Here is a 21,218-nt window from a genome sequence, read left to right on the forward strand (position 1 = left end):
CCATGTCCTCCGCTTTCGGCGCCGAAACGGTGCTTGAGGTCCGCCACTGGACCGACGCCTACTTCAGCTTCACCCTTACCCGTGACAGCGGTTTCCGCTTCGAGAACGGCCAGTTCGTGATGATCGGGCTGGAGACCGACGCGCGGCCGCTGCTGCGCGCGTACTCCATCGCCAGCGCGAACTGGGAAGAACAGCTGGAGTTCTTCAGCATCAAGGTGCAGGACGGCCCGCTGACCTCGCGCCTGCAGCACATCAAGCCGGGCGACAAGGTACTGGTCGGCAAGAAGCCCACCGGCACCCTGCTGATCAGCGACCTGCACCCGGGCAAGCACCTGTATCTGCTGGGCACGGGCACCGGCCTGGCGCCGTGGCTGTCGGTGATCAAGGACCCGGAAACCTACGAGCGCTTCGACAAGGTGATCCTGTGCCACGGTGTGCGCTACGAAAAGGATCTGGCCTATCGCGATTATTTCGAGAAGGAACTGCGCGAGCATGAGTTCCTGGGCGAAATGGTCGGTGACAAGCTGCTGTACTACCCGGCGGTGACTCGCGAGGCGTTCCCGAACCAGGGCCGCCTGACCTCGCTGATGGAAAGCGGCGAGATGCAGCGCACCCTCGGCCTGCCCGAGCTGAGCCCGGAAAGCGACCGCGCGATGATCTGCGGCAGCCCGCAGATGCTGGCAGACCTGCGCACCGTGCTGGACAGCCGCGGCTTCCAGACCTCGCCGCGCATCGGTACGCCCGGCCACTACGTATTCGAGCGCGCGTTCGTCGAGAAATAAGCCGGGCTGTTGTAGAGCCGAGCCCACGCTCGGCTGCTCTGCCGGCCGACCATGGCAGGCACGCACGCTGCGCGCGCAAGCCGAGCGTGGGCTCGGCTCTACAGAGAGCGGCTACAGCAGCGCTTCGATGCCGCCGCGCAGCTGCTCCGGCTTGGTGGTCGGCGCATAGCGATCCACCACCTGCCCTTCGCGATCGACCAGGAACTTGCTGAAGTTCCACTTGATACGGGCGATGCCCAGCAGTCCGCGCTTTTCGTGCGACAGCCACGCCCACAGCGGGTCGGCCCCCTCGCCGTTGACCTCGATCTTCTGCGACAACGGGAAGCTGACCGGGTAATCGATCGAACAGAACTGGCGGATCTGCGCGGCATCGCCCGGCTCCTGCGCACCGAACTGGTTGCAGGGAAAGCCGATCACCACCAGGCCGCGATCACGGTAGTCCTGCCACAGCTGTTCCAGCCCGGTGTACTGCGGGGTGAAACCACAGCGGCTGGCCACGTTGACCAGCAGCAGCGGACGGCCCTGGTACTGCGCCAGAGGCTGCGGCTGGCCGTCGAGGTCGCGGAAGCTGAAATCGTAGGCGGTGGTCATGGCAACGGGCCTGGGCGGCGGTGTTCTCCATGGTACCCGGGCAGCCACCCATGGGGTGGCGCTACTGCGCGGCGGCGTTGCCAACATGCCTTTTGACACAAGTGCGGGCGCGCCGGGCCGGGTTACCCTCGGGCCCTCGTTTGCCTTACCGGAGTATCGACCTTGACCACCCGCCTTGCCCTTGCCGTGGCCATGACCCTCGGCCTTGCCCTGCCCGCCTATTCGGCCAGCGCCGCCGCCCCGGCCGCCGCCAATGCCCAGCAGGCCAATCCGTTCTTCGCCGACAGCCCGTTGCCGCTGCATTTCCCGCAGTTCGACAAGATCAAGGACAGCGACTTCGCCCCGGCCTTCGACGCCGGCATGGCGCAGCAGCTGAAGGAAGTGGAAGCGATCGCCAACACCAAGGCCAAGCCGACCTTCGACAACACCATCATCGCCCTGGAAAAGAGCGGTGACACCCTGGATCGCGCGACCACCGTGTTCTTCAGCCTGGTCGGTGCCGATACCAACGATACCCGCAAGAAGCTGCAGGCCGACTATTCGGCCAAGTTCGCCGCGCACAGCGATGCGATCGCGCTGAACGGCAAGCTGTTCGCACGCATCCAGGCGCTGTATGACAGCCGCAGCACCCTGGGCCTGGACGCTGAAGGCGTGCGCCTGGTCGAGAAGTACTACGACAACTACGTGCGCGCCGGCGCCAAGCTGTCCGAGGCCGACAAGACCAAGCTGAAGGAAATGAACGCCGAGCTGGCCAACCTGGGCACCAAGTTCAGCCAGAACGTGCAGTCGGAAGTAAATGCTTCGGCGATCACCGTCAACGACGTCAAGGAACTGGACGGCCTGTCCAAGGAACAGATTGCGGCCGCTGCCGAAGCCGCCAAGGCCCGTGGCCTGGACGGCAAGTACGTGATCACCCTGCTCAACACCACCGGCCAGCCGCCGCTGACCAACCTGGCCAACCGCGCCCTGCGCCAGAAGATCTACGAAGCGTCCACCACCCGCGGCAGCCGCGGCGGTGAGTTCGACAACACCGCGCTGGTCGCGCGCATCATGCAGCTGCGCGCCGACAAGGCCAAGCTGATGGGCTTTGCCAACTTCGCCGCCTACAACCTGACCAACCAGACCGCCAAGACCCCCGAAGCGGTCAATGCGATGCTGGGCAAGCTGGCCCCGGCCGCGGTGGCCAATGCCAAGCGCGAAGCCGCCGACCTGCAGGCAATGATCGACCAGGAACAGAAGGCCGCCGGCAAGCCGACCTTCAAGCTGGAGCCGTGGGACTGGGCCTTCTACAGCGAGAAGGTGCGCCAGGCCAAGTACAACTTCGACGAATCGCAGCTCAAGCCGTACTTCGAGATGAAGAATGTGCTGGAGAACGGCGTGTTCTTCGCCGCCAACCAGGAATTCGGCCTGACCTTCAAGCAGCGCACCGACCTGCCGGTCTACCACGATGACGTCACCGTCTATGACGTGTTCGATGCCGACGGCAGCCAGCTGGCGATCTTCATCTTCGACCCGTACGCACGCGCCTCCAAGCGCGGCGGTGCGTGGATGAACTCGTACGTCTCGCAGTCCAAGCTGACCGGTTTCAAGCCGGTGGTGGCCAACCACCTGAACATTCCCAAGCCGCCGGCCGGGCAGCCGACCCTGCTGACCTGGGATGAAGTGAGCACCACCTTCCACGAATTCGGCCACGCCCTGCACGGCATGTTCTCGAACGTGAAGTACCCGTACTTCTCGGGCACCGCGGTGCCGCGCGACTTCGTCGAGTTCCCCTCGCAGGTCAACGAGATGTGGGCCGACAACCCGGCCATCCTGAAGAACTACGCCAAGCACTACCAGAACGGTTCGGCGATGCCGCAGGCACTGCTGGACAAGGTGCTGGCCGCAGCCAAGTTCAACCAGGGCTTTGCCACCACCGAATACCTGGGCGCCGCCATGCTCGACCAGCGCTGGCACCAGATCGGCCCGGACCAGGTACCGGCCGCCAAGGACGTGATGGCCTTCGAGCGCGCCGCGCTGGAGAAGGACGGCATCTACTACGCGCCGGTTCCGCCGCGCTACAAGACCCCTTATTTCAGCCACATCATGGGCGGCTACTCGGCCGGCTACTACGCCTACATCTGGTCGGAAGTGCTCGACGCCAACACCCAGAAGTGGTTCCGCGACAACGGCGGCCTGACCCGCAAGAACGGCGACCACTTCCGCGCGACCCTGCTGTCCAAGGGTGGCAGCGTGGATGCGATGCAGCTGTTCCGCGATTTCGCCGGCCACGAGCCGCAGATCGAACCGCTGCTGGAAAAGCGTGGCCTGACCGGCACCGGCAACTGATCGCCGACACCGCATAGCGTGAAACGAAAACCGCCCGGGAGACCGGGCGGTTTTTTCTGGGCCAGGTCCCTCCCCTGTCCGCTCCCGCCGCTCAATGCGCCAGTGGGTCGAACCACGCTTCCCACGTTTCCGGCGACGCGGTCATCCTGCCTGCCCTGGTGAACGCCGCTTTCGCCTGCGCGCTGCACCCGGTGTTGAACAGCGCCACGCCCAGGTTGAAGACGGTATGCCGGTCCTGGCTGCCCAGTGCCAGCGCCTGCTCCAGCAGCGCCCTTGCCCGCCCATGTTCGCCGCTGTCACAGGCGACCGTGCCCAGTCCCGTCAACAGCTGCGGATGCTCCCCGTGAGCTGCTATCGCCGCCTCCAGGGTAGCTGCCGCTGCAGCCAGCGCAGTGGCCGCGTCACGCGTTCCGGCAAACGCGGCATCAACCTCGACGCGCGCACTGCGAAGGGCACGCACCGCTGCGCAAGGGTCCAAGTCATGCATGGGTGGTTGAGATCGGGAAACCATGGAGGCGTCAGCGTGGGGCCACGTAGCCGCCGGGAACCCCCTCCGGCGACAACACCAGCTGCCACAGCTGCGCATGCCGGCAGCGGAAGCTGGCCATCGATCCGGCCAGATAGAAGCGCCACATGCGCCGGAAATGCTCGTCATAACGCGCGTCCAGCCGCGGCCATGCCGCTTCCACGTTGCGCCGCCAGGCCTGCAGCGTCAGGTCGTAGTCGGTACCGAAGTTGTGCCAGTCCTCCAGCACGAAGCGCCCTTCGAACGCCCGGCTGATCTGCACCGCCGATGGCAGCATCGAATTGGGGAAGATGTAGCGGGCGATCCACGGATCGGTGCGGTGGCGCGAAATGTTGCTGCCGATGGTATGCAACATCAGCAGTCCCCGCGGCGAAAGGCAGCGCCGGGCCACGTCGAAAAAGCTGCGGTAGTTCTTGTCCCCCACGTGTTCGAACATGCCGATCGAGAAGATCGCATCGAAAGGTTCGTCAAGTTCGCGATAGTCCTGCAACCGGATCTCGATCGGCAGGCCAGCGCACAGCTCGCGGGCGAAGTCGGCCTGCTCCTGCGAGATGGTGATGCCCACGCCACTGACACCGTATCGTTCGGCGGCGAACTTCAGCGCCTCGCCCCAACCGCAGCCGATGTCCAGCACGCGTTGCCCGGGACGCAGCCCCAGCTTGCGGCACACCAGATCCAGCTTGGCTTCCTGCGCGCTATCCAGATCGTCGGCATTGCGCCAGTAACCACAGCTGTATACCAGGCGCTGGCCGAGCATCGCCTGGTACAGGTCATTGCCAAGGTCATAGTGGCGGCGGCCGACTTCGTAGCTGCCCGCCCCGGACTGCAGGTTGAACAGGCGCGCCTTCAAGGCGTCGGCCACCTCGCGCCAACCGTGCACCCGTTCGTCCAGGTGCGCCTGCATCAGGTGGTACAGGAACTCGTCGAGGACGTTGGCATCCCACCAACCGTCCATGTAGCTCTCGCCCAGGCCGAGTGAGCCGTGCGCGATGACCCGCGCGAAGAAGCGCGGGTCATGCACCTGGATATCCTGCGGCCGGGTTCCATCGATCTGGACCCCGGCCTCGCGAAGCAGGCCGGCAACCCGCTCCTGCAACCCTGTATCCACGTCACCTCCTCGTCTGCGGCTAACCGCGCGCGAACAGCTCCACGTAGTCCTTGGCCACGTGTGGCAACAACACCGAGGCCGGCACATCAGCGGTCTGGGTGCCGTCCGAGTATGGACCCACTTGGTAGGGCGGGAACACGAAGCGCAGCGCGGTGATCTGCCCCTTGTCGTCGGTCAGCGGCTGGAACTGGCTGAAATTATCGGCCTGCGGACCGGTGCCGTCGGCGATCATCCGCGAGGCATTGCGCAGCGATTCCTGCAGCTGCGACGGGTCCATGTCCTCGCCGCTGAGGCGGGTGGCCACACGCTCACGCAGCTGGTCGGCGACGAAATCGCTGATCGCTTTCCAGCCCTTGGCATCGGCCACCAGCTTGTCGGCGCTCAGCATCTGCTGCTGTGCCGGCAGCCACACGAAACGAGCAACCAGCGGTTCGCCATGGGCGCCGCCGGTGTAGCGGCTGCCGTCGGCACTGACCACCACCAGCTGCGGCGTCTCCAGCAGCTTCTCAAAGCTCAGCGACAGCTCATAGGGCATGGTCGGCTTGTCGTTGCCCAGCCCGTCCAGCGCCTGCTGCAGATCGCCGCGGGCGGAGGTGGCATAGGCCTGCAGCGCACGCGCCAGGCCCGGATAACGATCGATGCCCGGCGGGTAGCTGATGCCGACCACTTCACGTTCGTTGTTCTCGATCACATCGCGCAGATCCAACGGCGCTTCCGCTGCAGGTGCCTCGGCGGTGCCGATGGCTTCGGCCGCAGGTGCGGCATCGGTGGCCGGAGCCGCCTCGTTCTCGCGCTGGCAACCGGCCAGCAACAGCACGCCAATAGCGCCGGCCAGCACGCTGGCGTGCAGTGGCCGGTTGTTTCCAATCTTCATCGGGATCCCCTGTTCATGTTCATACATCATCGCCCGCCCTGGCTGAAGGGTGGCCCGCTGGATTCAGCCCACAAGCAGATCGTGGTACTCCTCGTGCCGCTGCAGGAAGGCCTCGGCATAGGCACATGCCGGCACCACCTTGTACTTCTGTTCACGGGCGAAACGCAGTGCGACCCGGGTCAGCTCACCGGCAATGCCGCGGCCGGCGATCGGCTCGGGCACTTCGGTATGGGTGATGACCATCCGCCTGCGCTTGATCTGGTACTCCAGCAGTGCCACCTGTCCGCGCACGCGGGCGGTGAACCGGTGGTTGACCTGATCGTGTTCGACCTCGTAAGCCAGACCGGGGGGCGTGACCGAAGCCATGGGACTGTCTCCTGCGGCGACTGCGTGGATGGTGCGCAGGCGGGCGCCATGATCGCGTGAAGCCTGAACAGGGGCAAGTCTGTGCCTGCAACGTCAGTTGTTGCCCTCAAGCTGCAGCCCGGCCGGCCGCTAACCCCTCTGCAGGGGTGCGCCAAGCTGGCATGCCCCTTGCGACAGTCGACCAAGCGATCTGCCGTGGAGGCCCGCGATGCACCCCAGCGATTCCCATTCCGATACCGATCACGCCCTGCTGGAGGGCCTGCTGCAACTGGCCGTGGAGGGGCAGACTGAAGACCAGGCGTTCCAGAGCATCGGCGAGGAAGTGTTCTCCCGCCTGCTCGATACCTACGGTCAGCAGACCCGGGCCTGACCCGGAACGGGGCCGCAGCCCCGGGGGGTCGGATCCCGTGGATCCGACCCCGGCCCCCCTCAACCGCCGCCGAGGCGGAAGGTCGGGTTGGACAGCTCGCGCAGGAAGTGACTGAAGATGCTCGGCTGCATGGCCAGCATGAAGATCACGCCGAACGCCGCACCGGCCAGGTGCGCGCTGTGGTTGATGCGATCGCCACCGCGCTTGTCCATCCAGATGCTGTAGCCGACGTAGAACGCGGCATAGACGATCGCCGGCGCCGGGATGAAGAACACCAGGATGATCGACCACGGCTTGATCAGGATGAAGGCGAACAGCACCGCCGACACCGCCCCGGACGCACCGAGGCTGAGGTAGTTCGGGTTCTTCTGGTTCTTCAGGTAGCTGGGCAGGATCGAGACCAGCAGCGCACCGACGTAGAACGCCGGATAGACCAGGTAGCTGCCGGTCAGCTGCACCATCACGCTCTCGATGAATCCCCCGAAGAAGAACAGGGTGATCATGTTGAAGATCAGGTGCGACCAGTCGGCGTGGATGAAGCCATAGGTGATCAGGCGGTCGTACTGGCGGTGGCGATCCACCGCCGGCGGCCACAGGATCAGGCGGTCGGCCAGCTTGCGGTTGTTGAACGCCATCCACGACAGGATGGCGGTGATGGCGATCAACAGCAGATTGACGGGGGTCATGTCAGGCTCAGGCGGTGCGGTAGTTGTCGACCATACGATAGCGTTTCGCATACCAACCGAAGGCCAACGCCGCGACGAAAGCAAAACCGGCGAAGAAGAACATCAGGAATGCCGCCTCGCTCAAGCCGGTACTGGCGATCTTGTGGGTGACCGTGTCATTGCGCACGGCGGCATTGGACAACAGCACCCACAGGTTGCCGATGGTGGTGGTCAGGTTCCAGAAGCTCATCACCACGCCCTTCATCGCCTGCGGTGCCTGGCTGTAGGCGAACTCCAGGCCGGTGGCCGAGACCAGCACTTCACCGAAGGTCAGCAGCGCGTACGGCAGCATCTGCCAGAAGATCGACATCGCGTTGCCACCGTCCATCACCACCTGGATGCCACCGACCACGATCCAGGCCAGGCCGCTGAAGGCGATGCCGGCGGTCATGCGGCGCAGCGCGGTCGGCTCGAAGCCGAAACGACGCAGAGCCGGGTACAGCACCAGGTTGTTGAACGGAATCAGGATCATCACCAGCAGCGGATTCAGCGCCTGCATCTGCGAGGCGGTGAACCAGCTCGGCATCTGCATCTGCTGGCCCTGCAGCACCCAGGTCGAGGCCTTCTGGTCGAACAGCGAGAAGAACGGCGTGGTCAGCGCGAAGATCACCAGCACGCGCAGCACCGAGCGCACGCCTTCCACGGCTTCGGCCGGATGCTGGCCGCGCGCGCGGTCCAGCTGCAACCAGGTGCCACCACCGACGCCCGCCAGGATCGAGACCAGCGCCAGGCACAGGCAGATCACGATGCCGAGCGAGCCGACCAGGCCGAACGAGGCCACGGCCAGTACCAGCCCGACCACGGCCATGGCCAGGCCCGGACGACCCTGGCCGGCGACGCGCGCGGTCAGCGCGGTACGCACCACATTGGCGAACGAATGCGGATCCTTCGGCGGCAGCGGCACCAGCACATAGCGCTTGCGGCCCAGCCAGAACACGAAGGTGGCGATGAACATCAGGATGCCCGGAATGCCAAAGGCCCACTGCGGGCCCCAGTTCTTCAGCACCAGCGGGATCAGCAGCGAGGCGAACAACGAGCCGAAGTTGATGATCCAGTAGAAGGCGTCGAAGACGATCTTGGCCAGGTGCTTGTTGCTCTGGTCGAACTGGTCGCCCATGAACGAGGCCACCAGCGGCTTGATGCCACCGGCACCCAGCGCGATCAGGCCCAGGCCGAGGAAGAAGCCCTCACGGCTGCCCTCGAACAACGCAAGGCACAGGTGGCCCATGCAGTAGACCAGGCTGAACCACAGGATGGTGTGGTACTTGCCGAAGAACTTGTCGGCCAGCCAGCCACCGAGCAGCGGGAAGAAATACACGCCGATCATGAAGCTGTGCATGATGTCCTTGGCTTCACCGGCACGGCCTTCCGCAGTGATTTCCTGCAGCAGCAGCGAGGTGATCAGGAACTGCACCAGGATGTTGCGCATCCCGTAGAAACTGAACCGCTCGCAGGCCTCATTGCCGATGATGTACGGGATCTGGCGCGGCATCTTTCCCTGGCCGGCGATGGGGGCGACTGCGTCGTGGCTCATCCTGTAAGGCATTCCTGCAAAACGAAAGGCGCAAGAGTACCGGAACCTGTGCGTGCGAAGCACGCTGCAGGGCTGCATGACAGCCGCGCCAAAGCATGGCAGGCATGTACGGCCCTGCCGGAAGTCACGGAACCTGCACGGCAAAAGCGTAAACTTATCGTTATGCGTCCCCTGCCCTTTGCCCGCATCCTGCCCAGTTGCCTGGCCCTCATGCTGGCCGTGCCTGCGCTGGCCCGGCCACAGGCACCGCCGGCCACAGGCCTTGCCACAGAGGTGCGGCAATTGACCGTTGCCGCGCTGGAACTGCCCAGCCGTGACGAAGGCCAGTGGAAGCAGCGCCGCGAACAGGTGCTGCAGTTGCTGACCGATCTGCAGCCGGATGTGATTTCTGTGCAGCAGGTACTGCAGCAGCAAGGGCGCAACCCGGCCTGCTGGTTGGCCAGCCGGTTGCGCTACAGCTGCGATTTCGTCACGGCCGACCCACCCAGCCAGCCGGTCCGGCATGGCAACGCAATGCTCAGCCGGCTGCCGGTCAGCGAGGACGGGGTCACCCTGCTGCATCCGCCGGGCACCTTCAGTGCCGCCGGCATGATGCGCCTGCGCCTGGGCGACAACGACGTCAACGTCTATATCGCGCGCCTGCGCCCGGATCCCGACGAGGCCAATGCCCGGCAACATCAGACCAGCGACCTGATGACCTGGATCGGGGCCACGGCCGAGGGCATGCCGAGCCTGATCGCCGGGGATTTCTCCGCCAGCACCGTCGAGCTGGTGCGCAGCACACCCGGCTTCCAGCCGGCCCGGCGCAATCCTGGCGCACCGGCGGCCAGCGGCGGCGGTGCAAGTGGCCATGGGCTGGATGTCCTGTTCCAGGTCAAGCACTTCGGCGGCATCCGCCAACAGGCGATCCTGCTGCCCGCCGATGGCGACCTGCCCGGCCTGCGTCTGGGTGTGATGGCGACGCTGCGGCTGCAGGACGTGCCCGCCACCACCGAATGAGAACCATGAGGTTACCGGCCAGCGGCCGGCACTACCGATGCGCAAACAGAAAGGCCGGGGTCTCCCCCGGCCTTTCTGCGTTCACGCAGGCGCTGCGATCAGGCGATCGCTTCCTGGTAACGACGCTCGACTTCGTTCCAGTCGATGACGTTGAAGAACGCGCCGATGTATTCCGGACGGCGGTTCTGATACTTCAGGTAGTACGCGTGTTCCCACACGTCCAGACCGAGGATGGGGGTGTTGCCTTCCATCAACGGGCTGTCCTGGTTGCCGCTGCTTTCGACCACGACCTTCTTGTCCGGGGTCACGCTCAGCCACGCCCAGCCACTGCCGAAACGGGTCAGCGCGGCCTTGGTGAAGGCATCCTTGAACTTATCGAAACCGCCCAGGTCCTTGTCGATCGCCTTGGCCACATCACCGACCGGGTTGCCACCGGCGTTCGGGGCCATCACGGTCCAGAACAGCGAGTGGTTGGCGTGGCCGCCACCGTTGTTGCGCACCGGGCCCTGCAGGTTCTCCGGCAGCGACTTCAGCTTCTTCACCAGTTCTTCGACCGGCAGGTCGGCGTACTCGGTGCCTTCCAACGCAGCGTTGACGTTGTTGATGTAGGTCTGGTGATGCTTGGTGTGATGGATTTCCATCGTCGCCGCATCGATATGCGGTTCCAGCGCGTCGTAGGCGTAGGGCAGCTTGGGCAGGGTGTAGGCCATGATGCATCTCCTGATAGCGAGGGCACCCGACGGCATCGTCGGGCGGTGCGCGGTGAATGATGGGGACAGACCGCAAGATTACCAAGGGGGATGTAAAGGAAATTGCGTCCTGCAGGTGAGCATGCCGGCAATTGTTACGCAGCGGTGACGCAGCGCGCGCCCTCATGCAGGGTGCAGCGCGCAGGCGCTACAGTGGGCGCACCACCCTCGCCCGCTCCTGCCCATGCGCAACCCCCGGCTGTTGATCACCGCCATCGCCCTGCTGCTGCTCGGCCTGGTCGTCAATCATTTCCTGCAGCGGCCGCCGCCGCCGCAGTTCGCGCCTGACCTGCAGAGCACCCCTGCCGCCAGTGCACCTGCGGTGCGCAACAACGGTAGTGACAGCGGACTGCCCGCCTTCCTGCCGGCCGAAGCCCGCCAGACCATCGCGCTGATCCAGCGCGGCGGCCCGTTCCCGCATCGCCAGGACGGCAGCACCTTCGGCAACCGCGAACAACAACTGCCACAGCGTCCGCGTGGTTACTACCGCGAGTACACCGTTGACACGCCCGGCGCAGGCAACCGCGGCGCGCGGCGCATCGTCACCGGTGGCAACCCGCCCGATGCCTGGTACTACACCGATGATCACTACGAATCGTTCCGCAGCTTCACCGTTCCGGCCTCCGGAGAACGTCCATGAGCCACGATGATTTCGGCCTCGGCCTGCATGACATCAACAATGCCGGCGTCTACGCGATCGACACCTCGGATATCAGCGCGCTGTCGGCAGCGATGCGCGATGCCGACCTGAAGGTGATCCGGATCGACCTGGATGGCGTGAGCGACAAGCGCACCCTGCTGGCGCGGCTGGCCGCCCAGCTCGATTTCCCTGCCGGCTTCGGTGGCAACTGGGATGCACTGGCCGACAACATGCGCGACCTGCAATGGCTACCGGCCAACGGGTACGCGCTGTTCCTGGCCGATGTCGATGCCCTGCGCGCGGGTACAGGCAAGGACTTCGACACTCTGCTGGACATCCTTGATGAAGTCAGCCGTGACTGGGTGGGTCGCGACGTCCCGTTCTGGGTGTTCCTGTCGCAGAGCGCGTGACCTGCTAGAGGCCGACCTCGGTCGGCATGCACGTGTAAGCGCATGGATCATCCACGCATGGCGTGGATCTACCCGGCGCAGCTGCATGCACAGTAGATCCACGCCATGGGTGGATGCGGCACCCTACCGGCTGCCGTTATCTTCCTGCAGCTCTTTCTTGAACGGGATATCCGGCGGCGGACGCGCCACGGCGGGCTGGTCCTGCATGTTCGGATCGGTGAGGCCACAGCCGCCACCGGCCTGCAGGATCGAGATCACGCAGGAAATCTTCGTGCTGGTGCCCGGCAACGGAATCTCCATCGCCTTGACGCCCTTGCGCACCCATTCGGCAAGCAGCGACTCCTGCGGCACCCAGTATTTATCGAACGAGGTGGGCGTGTAGTCGTACGGCGGTCGCTTCAGCCATTTGCCGGACTCGGCGATGCGTTCCTTGCTCCAGCCGTCGTTGGCTCCACCAGGTGCGCCACGCTCGACCTTGCCGGCTCCGTCCTGGCTGGCCACGCGCACGCTGCCGTCGGCATTGAACAGACCATCCGCCTTGCCCGCATTGGCTTGCGCGGCGCCTTGGTCGGCGCCGTCGCGATTGCGGCTGGAGTCACCCCAGTCGTCACCGCGTACAGGTGTCGCCCAGTTGCCCGGGGTCGGCGCCGGGCGTGCACCCGCCTGCGCGGCGGTGGTGCTGGTCGCCGCAGGACGCGCCACACTGGCGCGGTTCTGGGCCGCGCTGCCTGCGGGCGCTGGCGTAGACGTCGGCGCACTGCCGGCCGAGGTCGACGCTGCCGGTAGCGGAGCGGCTGCAACTTCCCGTTCGCGCACCTGCACCTCGCGCCCGGCAGGCGCACGCACGGTGGGCTCGCGCCCTGCCACGGCGGCCATGCGCACCTGCGGATCGGTCATGGCCTGCACTTCGCGTTCGCGCACCTGCACCTCACGCTGCGGCACGCGCACCTGGATGTCGGTGGTGCGCATCGGTTGTGAGGCCACCGGCGCTTCCACCGTGGCAATTTCACGCTCCTGCACCTGTACATCCACATCGCGCACGCGCGGCGCCTGCACCGCCACCTCGGGCGTGCGCACTGGCGTTGGTGTCGGCGCAGCCTGCACCGGCTGCACGCTGCGCTCGCGCACAGTCGGGACGGTGTCTCGCGGAACGATGCTGACTTCGGTTCGCGGCGGCGCCATCGGCGGCACCACGAAATCGCTGGTAGCCTGCGCCACTTCGGTGGCCTGCACCGGTGAGGGCGGTGGTGCGGCCACCGGTGCCGGCTCGACCTCGGGCGGCGGCGGCACGCTGGCGGTCGGAGACGTGGCAACGGCGGCGGATGAAGGCGCAGGTGCAGCGGGCTGCGGGCGCGGCGCAGTGGCAGCTCCCGCGTCCTGGCCTGCGGCTACGGCACCGGCTGCTGCAGCTGCAGCCACCTCGGCTCCGGCCTGGTCGCCGCCGCCTTCCTGCGCAGCACGGCCGACGAATTCAATCTGCACGCGCTCACCCTCGCTGCCCTGCTCGTCCGGCGAAGACGTGCGGATCACCGCTACCCACAGCAGCAACAGGAAGAACAACAGATGCAGCAGCGCGCTGAGCAGCGCCGAGGTCCAGCGCATCCAGCGCTGGTCGCGAGGCGCCGGATCCCAGTCCTGCCAGAACAGGCGGCGCAGGGACGCCCATGGTCCCAGCGCCGGCAATTGCCCCGGGGGGCCTGGCAGCGGTCGCGGCAGCAGCACTGCGATCACTTCGCGCGCGTGCAACGGACGTGGCAGCGGCGTCAGCGTCCGCAGCCAGATCGCCCAGCCGTACGGCAGGCCGGTGTTCTTCTCGAGGATGGGCAGTCGCTGCTGGCGCGCCAGCAGCAGGTCGATGAGTTGCTCGGCTCTGGGCAGAGGCACGCGTTGGCGATCAGGCGGCGTTGCCGCGCGGAATATACGGGGCGTGGCCGCTGTCGTGATCGGTGGCGTCACGCACGGCGGTCACTCCGGGCACACGGCCCATCAGGGTCTTCTCGATGCCCTGCTTGAGGGTGACGTCGGCCATGCCGCAACCCTGGCAGCCACCGCCGAAGCGCAGCAGCACCACGCCGTCGGCCGAGACTTCCTGCACAGCCACCTTGCCGCCATGCGAGGCGAGTTGCGGATTGACTTCGTTTTCCACCACCCAATGCACACGTTCGACCAGCGAGGCGGCATCGCCGGGCGCTTCGCCCTTGATCCGCGGCGCTTTGATCGTCAGCTGCTGGGTGCCGGCCGTACCGGGCACGATATCGATCTCCGCGCCGTCGAGCCAGCCAACGCTGGTGGCGTCGACATAGAGCGTGAAGCCATCACAGTCCACCGCCCACTCGTCGCCGAGCAGGTCGGTCGGCTCGGCGAACTCCAGCCGGGCGTCGGCACGCGGGGTTCCGGGTTCGACCGCACTCAAGCGCACGCCCATGCCGGGCACGCCCTCGCGTTCGATCAGCTTGCGGAAATGGGTCTGGGCAGTGTCGGAGATCTGGATCATCAGGCTATTCTAGCCAAGTAAGCGTCAGCCGCTCATTCGTTTTATACACCGGCCGGCGCATTGTTCAGTCAACACGAGGTGGAGGAACCCATGGCCGACCTGATTCCGCTGGCGCAGGCCCATTGCGTGCCGCGCAAAGGCAGCGACCACAAGCTGGGCGAGGCCCGCCTGGCCGAACTGTTGCCGCAGGTTCCCGGCTGGGAGCTGGCCGAGGCCGGCCTGGCGCTGGTGCGCACGTTCCGCTTCAAGGATTACTACGCCACCATGGCCTTCGTGAACGCGCTGGCCTGGATCGCCCACGGCGAGGACCATCACCCGGACCTCGGCGTCCATTACGACCGTGCCGTCGTCCGCTACTCCACCCACGACGTGGGCGGCCTGAGCGAGAACGACTTCATCTGCGCAGCGAAGACTTCGGCCCTGACGGAGCAACTGAAATGAACGTGCGATTGCTGAGCCTGTCCCTGCTTGCCGCGACCACCCTGGCCGGCTGCGGCACCTCCGAGCCGCCGGCAGCCCCGGCCGCGGCCCCCACCGAAGTGGCTGCCGTAAAGACCCCGCCACCGCAATACCCGCTGGAACTGGCCTGTACCGGCGTGGGCGGCACCAGCACCTTCAAAGTGGTGATCGGCACCGACGGCAAGCCCAGCGAGGTCACCCTGCTGACCGGCGCGGGCAACCCGCAGCTGGACGATCTGGCCAAGACCGCCGTGCAGGGCTGGCAGTTCAAGGCCGCCACCCGCAATGGCGAGGCCGTGCCGGCCACGATCCAGGTGCCGGTCAGCTTCAACCCGCCGCAGCCGAAGCCGGACCAGTGCTTCGCCATCGAAGAGAACCTGCGCCGCGGCGGTTGATCGCCTGCCGCTGACGAGGCCAGCCGACGCCCGCCTCGCCTTTGCCGCCCCGGCCCGTGCCGGGGCGATTGCTTGATGACAAGGAACGCGTCGGAACATGCTGCAGATCCCCCCCGAAAACATCTGGATCGCCCTGGCGGTCACCCTCGCTGCGGGCCTGGCCACCGCCATCGGCAGCCTGCTGGTGCTGTTCTCGCGGCGCCCGAACCCGCGCCTGCTGGCCTTCGGCCTGGCCTTTGCCGGCGGCGCGATGGTGTACGTCTCGCTGTCGGAGATCCTCAACAAATCCATCGCCTCGTTCGCGCTGGCCTATGGTGAGCGCACCGGTTTCACCTACGGCACCCTCGCCTTCCTGCTGGGTGTAGTGGTGATCGTGTTGATCGACCACTTCATTCCCAACCCGCATGACAGCCTGGACAAGCAGGACCCGGCCTTCCGCGAGAACAGCCGCGAATACCTGAAACGGGTCGCCCTGCTGACCTCGGTGGCGATCACCGCGCACAACTTCCCGGAGGGGCTGGCCACCTTCTTCGCGACGCTGGAGAGCCCGTCGGTGGGCATGCCACTGGCCTTCGCCATCGCCATCCACAACATTCCCGAGGGCATCGCCATTGCAGTGCCGGTGTACTTCGCCACGCAGAACAAGTTCTACGCGTTCGCCGCCAGCCTGCTGTCCGGCCTGGCCGAACCGGTCGGCGCAGCGATCGGCTATGTACTGCTGTCCGGCTCCCTGTCCCACGCCACATTCGGCTGGGTGTTCGGCCTGATCGCGGGGGTAATGGTGTTCCTGGCGCTGGACGAGCTGCTGCCGGCGGCCAAGCGCTACGCCAAGGGGCACGAGACGGTGTACGGCCTGGTGGCGGGCATGGGCACGCTGGCGATCAGCCTGGTGCTGTTCAAGTGGTGAAGGGTGTCCGGCCAACGGGCTGAGCCCCCTCGCGGCTGACGGAGCGAGATTCTGCGGCTGGGCCGGGCGAGGTGGGTTTGCGGGGGACGCCGTAAACCCATCCGGACCGACCAAAACCGGAATCCCGCTTTGGACGCCAGCCGCGAGGGGGCTCCGCCGGTTGGCCAGTCAGCCCCCGCAGGGGCTACTTCAGCCTGTCCAGCGCCTCGACCAGCTCATCCGCCAGCGGCGCGTTCAGCACATATGGGCTCTTGCCGTCGTCCAGCGCGAACTCCAGCGACGCAGCATGCAGGAACAGGCGCTTCAGCCCGATCTGCTCACGAAGCCGCTTGTTGACTGCAGGATCGCCGTATTTGTCGTCTCCGGCCACCGGATGCCCCAGATGCTGGGCATGCACGCGGATCTGGTGAGTGCGGCCGGTTTCGATGCGTACCTCGCAGTAGGAATGGCCACCCTTGCGCTCCAGCACCCGGAAATGGCTGATGGATTCCTTGCCGATCGCATTGACCTGCACATGGCGCTCGCCGCCCTGGCGCAGGCCTACGTGCAACGGCGCATCGACCGTCATCACACCGTCCGGCATGCGCCCGGCAAGCAGGGTCAGGTAGCGCTTGCGGATGCCGGAGCCGTGGTCTTCACGCAGCAGCGCCTGCAGCTCGCTCAGCGCCGAACGCTTCTTGGCCACGATCAACAGGCCCGAGGTGTCACGGTCCAGCCGGTGGACCAGCTCCAGGGTCTGCCCGGGCCGCAGGGCACGCAGGGTCTCGATGGCGCCGAAGCTGATGCCGCTGCCGCCATGGCTGGCGACGCCGGTCGGCTTGTTCAGCGCCAGCAGGCGGGCGTCTTCGAAGACGATGGCCTGCTCCAGCCGACGCATGAATGCCTCGGGCGGACCCGCCTTGTCTCCTTCTTCAGTGAGACGAACGGGCGGTATCCGCACTTCGTCGCCGGCCTCCAGCTTGCGCTCGGCCTTGGCGCGGCCGCCATTGACGCGCACCTGGCCGCTGCGGACCAGCTTGTAGACCAGGCTGCGCGGGGCACCCTTGAGCTGGCCGAGCAGGAAATTGTCCAGGCGCTGGCCGGCGCGGTCGGCCGGAACGGTGATCATGCGCACGGAAGGCTTGTCGCCGGCCGGCTTGGTGGGGTCTTGTGCAGTCATCAGCCTGTTTATTCTGTTACACTCGGGGGGCGAGATAAGGGATTGATTTCGTTGGAAGTTACTCAGGGCCAGAAGCCCCGCTTCCGACGAATCCGGCACAGTGCGCGACCACCGCCCGCGGGGCGGCCATGTTAGCGGCTCGCCGGCGTTCCCGGCCATCGCCGATTGCCTGACACGCAGTCGCGCTGAACATGTCCCGTGCGGCGCTCCAGCCTGGCTGACAGCTGCCTCCGGCCCTGCAACACCCAAAACCAGAAAATTGAAGCGCTCCCGCGGCCTGCCGTGGTGTCGTAGCGCTGGAAACCCAAGCCGCCCTCCCCGCGCTTGCGCGAATGGGCGGCGAGCCGTGTCCAGAGGCGAAACTCCATGGCGTTCCGCGCGGTAGCCGCTTGCGAGGAACGCAACAATGAAGCGAATGCTGATCAACGCCACGCAGGCTGAAGAGCTGCGTGTTGCCATCGTGGATGGCCAGTCGTTGTATGACATCGACATCGAGCAGCCGTCCAAGGAACAGAAGAAGTCCAACATCTACAAGGGCCGGATCTTCCGCATCGAGCCCTCGCTGGAAGCGGCCTTCGTTGAATACGGTGGCGGCCGCCACGGCTTCCTGCCGCTGAAGGAAATCTCCCGCGATTACTTCCAGGCCGGTGTCGACCACAACAAGGCCGGCATCCGCGAGCTGCTGAGGGAAGGCCAGGAAATCGTCGTCCAGGTGGACAAGGAAGAACGTGGCAACAAGGGCGCTGCCCTGACCACGTTCATCTCCCTGGCCGGCCGCTACATGGTGCTGATGCCGAATTCGCCCAGCGCCGGCGGTGTTTCCCGTCGCATCGAGGGTGAAGACCGGGCCGCCCTGAAGGACGCCCTGGACAAGCTGAACATCCCCGACGAAATGGGCGTCATCATCCGTACCGCCGGCGTCGGCCGCGATGCGGAAGAGCTGCAGTGGGATCTGGATTACCTGCTGAACGTATGGCGCGCCATCGCCGAAGCCGCACTGAGCAAGCCGGCCCCGTTCCTGATCTACCAGGAATCGCGCCTGATCGTGCGCGCCCTGCGTGACTACCTGCGCGCCGACATCGGCGAGATCCTGGTGGACACCGAGGAGATGTACGAGCACGCCAAGGAGTTCATGCAGCAGGTGATGCCGCAGACCCTGCGCAAGCTCAAGCATTACAAGGACGACATCCCGCTGTTCAACCGCTTCCAGATCGAATCGCAGATCGAAGGCGCCTACGAGCGCAACGTGCGCCTGCCGTCGGGTGGCTCGATCGTGGTCGACCAGACCGAAGCGCTGACGGCCGTCGACGTCAACTCCTCGCGCGCCACCAAGGGCAGCGACATCGAGGACACCGCGTTCCAGACCAACCTGGAAGCGGCCGAGGAAGTGGCCCGCCAGCTGCGCCTGCGCGATCTCGGCGGCCTGGTGGTGATCGACTTCATCGACATGGCCTCCAACAAGCACCAGCGCGAGGTCGAGAACCGCCTGGCGAACGCGCTGAAGTACGACCGTGCACGCGTGCAGGTCGGCCGCATCTCGCGCTTCGGCCTGCTGGAAATGAGCCGCCAGCGCCTGCGCCCGAGCCTGGGCGAGTCCAGCCAGATCGTCTGCCCGCGTTGCGACGGCCATGGCCGCATGCGCAGCGTCGAGTCGCTGTCGCTGTCGATCATCCGCGTCGCTGAAGAGCATGCGATGAAGGAGAACACCGGGCAGGTGCTGGTACAGGCCCCGGTGGAGATCGCCAATTACCTGCTGAACGAGAAGCGAGGCGCGCTGGGCGAAATCGAGAAGCGCCACGAGGCGCCGATCGTGATCGTTGCCGACGAGCAGCTGCACACCCCGCATTACACCGTCACCCGTCTGCGCGACAACGAACTGGGCGAGGAAAGCGGCAAGCCAAGCTACCAGCGCGGTACCCCACGCAAGCTGCCGGTACATGCGCTGACCAAGGGCCAGCTGAACATCCCGCCGCCGATGGTGACCCAGGTCAAGCACAACTCGCCCGCCCCGGTGCGCGAGGAAGTGGAACCGGTCGCCGCCCCGGCCCCGGCACCGGTGGCCGCAGTGGCTCCGGCTGCCGCCGCCAGCGGTGGCGTCGTCGGCTGGCTGAAGCGCATCTTTGGCGGCGAGCCCGCTCCTGCACCGGCCCCGGCTCCGGCCGCGCGCCAGCCGCAGCAGGATGGCGGCCGTCGTGACCGCAACAAGGATCGCAACAAGGACCGCAAGGACCGTCGCGATGACAGCCGTGGCAACGGCGGCAATGGCAATGCGCAGCTGCAGAAGGACGGCGGCAACCGCAAGGACCGCGGTGAGCAGCGCAAGGATGGCCGCCAGGGCGGCAACGGCGGCAACCCGGCCAATGGCAATGGCAATGGCCAACAGCAGCCGCAGCAGCAGGGCAAGCAGAAGGATGCCCAGCCGCAGCAGCAGAACAAGCCGCGCAACGAACAGGGCCAGGGCCAGCAGCAGCCGAAGCTGAAGCAGCCGAAGCAGCCGCGTCCGCAGGACGCTGACAAGCCGGCCGAGAAGCCGCAGCGTGCCGCTGCCGAAGCCCCGGCTGATGTGGTGACCGCAGCTGCAGCCGTGGCTGCCACGACTGCAGTTGTGACCACGGTTGCAGCGCAGGAAGAGAAGGCACTGGCACCCGCTGTTGCCACTGAAAACGTGGTCGGCACTGTCGCGGCCGTGGATACCGTCGCGTCGACCGATGCCGAGGTCGTGGTTGCGACCGGGGCTGTCGAAGACGCAACGACTGATGCAGCGGGCGATCAGACCGGCGAAGGCGCAACCCGCCGTCGTCGCGGCCGTCGCGGTGGTCGTCGTCGTCGTCGCGGTGGCGCCGAGAACGCCGCAGGCGGCGACGTGCTGGGCGATGACCTGGACGATGGCGATGATGCCGAGGGCGACGACAACGATTCCGTCGAGCACAGCGCCCAGGCTTCGGTGAACGCCCCGGTTGCCGCCGTGCAGCCGTCGCGTTCGCAGCCGGAATTCGATTTCGATGACGAAGTCGAGCCGGCCGCCGCTGATGCCGGCAAGCCGGCACGTGCACCGGTTGCGGTAGCCGCCGCAGTTGCTCCGGTCGCTGCCGTCAGCAGCGCCGTGGTCGAAGCAGCCGCTCCGGTGGCAGCCACGGTGCAGACCCCGGCTCCGGTGGAAGCCGTCGCCAAGGTCGAACCGACCCCATCGCCGGTGCAGACCAGCATGCTGGATGCCATCGACGCGGCGACGCCCGTGCAGCCCGCACCTGAAGCGGCTCCGGTGATCGAGGCGAAGCCGCCGGTGGTCGAGACCGCTACCGTGGTCGAAGCAGCCCCGGTCGCTGAACCGACCGCGGTAGTCGAAGCCGCACCGGTAGCCGAGCCGAAGCCGGTGGTGGCTGACGTTGCGCCGGTGGTGGAAGCTGCTCCGGTGGTCGAACCAAAGGCCGAGGTTGAAGTCGCCCCGGTCGTCGAGCAGCCGGCAACCCCGGTGGCTGTCGAAGCCGCACCGGTGGAAACCGCTGCACCGGTCGCCGATCCGGTCGTTCCGGCGGCGGTCGACCCGATCGCCGATGGCCATGCCGACGCTGCCGCACAGGCCGCCGACGCGCAGGCTTCGGAAGAAGACGAGGACGCCGGCAAGCGCACGCCGCCTGCCGCCTGATCGATTGTTGATCGGCAACAACGAAACGGCGGGGATCGATGATCCCCGCCGTTTTTTGTGCGTCTGGCGCCCACCGTCCCCTGCTATCAAGAGGGCACGCTCTGGTAGAAGCCAACCTTGGTTGGCGCCGTAGGTTTGATGCACGCGGCAGCGCCT

General features: G+C 66.2%; 21 protein-coding genes. 10 read left to right on the top strand and 11 right to left on the bottom strand.

Annotation, left to right across the window (positions count from 1 at the left end; all coding sequences use genetic code 11):
• The first annotated feature begins 2 nt into the window (after window positions 1–2).
• Entirely contained in the window at window positions 3–782 is a 780-nt protein-coding gene (locus tag WKB25_RS10235; RefSeq protein WP_340570379.1) for a ferredoxin--NADP reductase, read from the top strand.
• A gap of 111 nt (window positions 783–893) precedes the next feature.
• Here WKB25_RS10235 and WKB25_RS10240 read toward each other — a convergent pair whose 3' ends face one another.
• Window positions 894–1,373, bottom strand: a complete 480-nt coding sequence (locus WKB25_RS10240) for a glutathione peroxidase (RefSeq protein ID WP_340570380.1) — start codon at window positions 1,371–1,373, stop codon at window positions 894–896.
• 162 nt (window positions 1,374–1,535) lie between these two features.
• Here WKB25_RS10240 and WKB25_RS10245 point away from each other — a divergent pair, with 162 nt between their 5' ends.
• A complete protein-coding gene (locus WKB25_RS10245) occupies window positions 1,536–3,701 on the top strand; it encodes a M3 family metallopeptidase (RefSeq protein WP_340570382.1) in 2,166 nt (721 codons plus the stop codon).
• 91 nt (window positions 3,702–3,792) lie between these two features.
• Here WKB25_RS10245 and WKB25_RS10250 read toward each other — a convergent pair whose 3' ends face one another.
• The 4 genes from WKB25_RS10250 to WKB25_RS10265 are packed head-to-tail and all read right to left on the bottom strand — an operon-like array spanning window position 3,793 to window position 6,575.
• The gene (locus tag WKB25_RS10250) at window positions 3,793–4,161 is read right to left on the bottom strand and encodes a UDP-N-acetylglucosamine-peptide N-acetylglucosaminyltransferase (RefSeq protein WP_340570383.1); all 369 of its coding nucleotides are present in this window, start codon (window positions 4,159–4,161) and stop codon (window positions 3,793–3,795) included.
• A gap of 58 nt (window positions 4,162–4,219) precedes the next feature.
• Entirely contained in the window at window positions 4,220–5,335 is a 1,116-nt protein-coding gene (gene cfa, locus WKB25_RS10255; RefSeq protein ID WP_340570385.1) for a cyclopropane fatty acyl phospholipid synthase, read from the bottom strand.
• 19 nt (window positions 5,336–5,354) lie between these two features.
• On the bottom strand, window positions 5,355–6,236 hold the full coding sequence (locus WKB25_RS10260; RefSeq protein WP_340570387.1) for a DUF3298 domain-containing protein: 882 nt from the start codon (window positions 6,234–6,236) through the stop codon (window positions 5,355–5,357).
• A 36-nt stretch (window positions 6,237–6,272) separates the two neighbouring features.
• Window positions 6,273–6,575: a GNAT family N-acetyltransferase gene (locus tag WKB25_RS10265; protein WP_025876743.1), complete on the bottom strand. Its 303-nt coding sequence runs from the start codon at window positions 6,573–6,575 to the stop codon at window positions 6,273–6,275.
• Window positions 6,576–6,783: 208 nt separating this feature from the next.
• Here WKB25_RS10265 and WKB25_RS10270 point away from each other — a divergent pair, with 208 nt between their 5' ends.
• Window positions 6,784–6,945 carry a hypothetical protein gene (locus WKB25_RS10270; RefSeq protein ID WP_340570390.1) on the top strand — a complete coding sequence of 54 codons (162 nt, stop codon included), beginning with the start codon at window positions 6,784–6,786 and terminating at the stop codon, window positions 6,943–6,945.
• A gap of 59 nt (window positions 6,946–7,004) precedes the next feature.
• On the opposite strand, the gene WKB25_RS10275 is transcribed toward WKB25_RS10270, so the two are convergent.
• Together WKB25_RS10275 and WKB25_RS10280 are read right to left on the bottom strand one after the other, a co-directional pair.
• A complete protein-coding gene (locus tag WKB25_RS10275; protein WP_025876742.1) occupies window positions 7,005–7,631 on the bottom strand; it encodes a rhomboid family intramembrane serine protease in 627 nt (208 codons plus the stop codon).
• A gap of 7 nt (window positions 7,632–7,638) precedes the next feature.
• A complete protein-coding gene (locus tag WKB25_RS10280; protein ID WP_340570392.1) occupies window positions 7,639–9,204 on the bottom strand; it encodes an oligopeptide:H+ symporter in 1,566 nt (521 codons plus the stop codon).
• A gap of 162 nt (window positions 9,205–9,366) precedes the next feature.
• Between WKB25_RS10280 and WKB25_RS10285 the strand changes: the two genes are divergently transcribed.
• Window positions 9,367–10,203, top strand: a complete 837-nt coding sequence (locus WKB25_RS10285; RefSeq protein ID WP_100460526.1) for an endonuclease/exonuclease/phosphatase family protein — start codon at window positions 9,367–9,369, stop codon at window positions 10,201–10,203.
• Between the two features lie 98 nt (window positions 10,204–10,301).
• Here the strand turns inward: WKB25_RS10285 and WKB25_RS10290 are convergent, their stop codons facing one another.
• The gene (locus WKB25_RS10290; protein WP_089236174.1) at window positions 10,302–10,913 is read right to left on the bottom strand and encodes a superoxide dismutase; all 612 of its coding nucleotides are present in this window, start codon (window positions 10,911–10,913) and stop codon (window positions 10,302–10,304) included.
• Window positions 10,914–11,136: 223 nt separating this feature from the next.
• Between WKB25_RS10290 and WKB25_RS10295 the strand changes: the two genes are divergently transcribed.
• Window positions 11,137–11,592, top strand: coding sequence for a ribonuclease domain-containing protein (locus WKB25_RS10295; protein ID WP_340570396.1), 456 nt, complete (start codon window positions 11,137–11,139; stop codon window positions 11,590–11,592).
• Window positions 11,589–12,002 carry a barstar family protein gene (locus tag WKB25_RS10300; RefSeq protein ID WP_340570398.1) on the top strand — a complete coding sequence of 138 codons (414 nt, stop codon included), beginning with the start codon at window positions 11,589–11,591 and terminating at the stop codon, window positions 12,000–12,002. The genes WKB25_RS10295 and WKB25_RS10300 overlap by 4 nt, the downstream gene beginning before the upstream one ends.
• Before the next feature lie 123 nt (window positions 12,003–12,125).
• Here the strand turns inward: WKB25_RS10300 and WKB25_RS10305 are convergent, their stop codons facing one another.
• A complete protein-coding gene (locus tag WKB25_RS10305) occupies window positions 12,126–13,886 on the bottom strand; it encodes a hypothetical protein (protein WP_340570400.1) in 1,761 nt (586 codons plus the stop codon).
• A gap of 10 nt (window positions 13,887–13,896) precedes the next feature.
• Window positions 13,897–14,496: an NfuA family Fe-S biogenesis protein gene (locus WKB25_RS10310; protein WP_165377620.1), complete on the bottom strand. Its 600-nt coding sequence runs from the start codon at window positions 14,494–14,496 to the stop codon at window positions 13,897–13,899.
• A gap of 90 nt (window positions 14,497–14,586) precedes the next feature.
• On the opposite strand from WKB25_RS10310, the gene WKB25_RS10315 reads away from it, so the two are divergent.
• The 3 genes from WKB25_RS10315 to zupT all read left to right on the top strand — a co-directional run bounded on the left by WKB25_RS10315 (window position 14,587) and on the right by zupT (window position 16,257).
• On the top strand, window positions 14,587–14,937 hold the full coding sequence (locus WKB25_RS10315; protein ID WP_340570404.1) for a 4a-hydroxytetrahydrobiopterin dehydratase: 351 nt from the start codon (window positions 14,587–14,589) through the stop codon (window positions 14,935–14,937).
• Window positions 14,934–15,350: an energy transducer TonB gene (locus WKB25_RS10320; RefSeq protein WP_340570405.1), complete on the top strand. Its 417-nt coding sequence runs from the start codon at window positions 14,934–14,936 to the stop codon at window positions 15,348–15,350. The genes WKB25_RS10315 and WKB25_RS10320 overlap by 4 nt, the downstream gene beginning before the upstream one ends.
• A gap of 97 nt (window positions 15,351–15,447) precedes the next feature.
• Entirely contained in the window at window positions 15,448–16,257 is an 810-nt protein-coding gene (gene zupT / locus WKB25_RS10325) for a zinc transporter ZupT (protein ID WP_025876721.1), read from the top strand.
• A gap of 184 nt (window positions 16,258–16,441) precedes the next feature.
• Here the strand turns inward: zupT and WKB25_RS10330 are convergent, their stop codons facing one another.
• Window positions 16,442–17,416 (bottom strand): RluA family pseudouridine synthase, encoded by a 975-nt coding sequence (locus tag WKB25_RS10330; protein WP_340570407.1) that lies wholly within the window; start codon window positions 17,414–17,416, stop codon window positions 16,442–16,444.
• Between the two features lie 406 nt (window positions 17,417–17,822).
• Between WKB25_RS10330 and WKB25_RS10335 the strand changes: the two genes are divergently transcribed.
• A complete protein-coding gene (locus WKB25_RS10335; protein WP_340570410.1) occupies window positions 17,823–21,062 on the top strand; it encodes an Rne/Rng family ribonuclease in 3,240 nt (1,079 codons plus the stop codon).
• The last annotated feature ends 156 nt before the right edge of the window (window positions 21,063–21,218 follow it).

This window comes from Stenotrophomonas sp. G106K1 (assembly GCF_037969685.1).
Taxonomy (GTDB): domain Bacteria; phylum Pseudomonadota; class Gammaproteobacteria; order Xanthomonadales; family Xanthomonadaceae; genus Stenotrophomonas; species Stenotrophomonas lactitubi.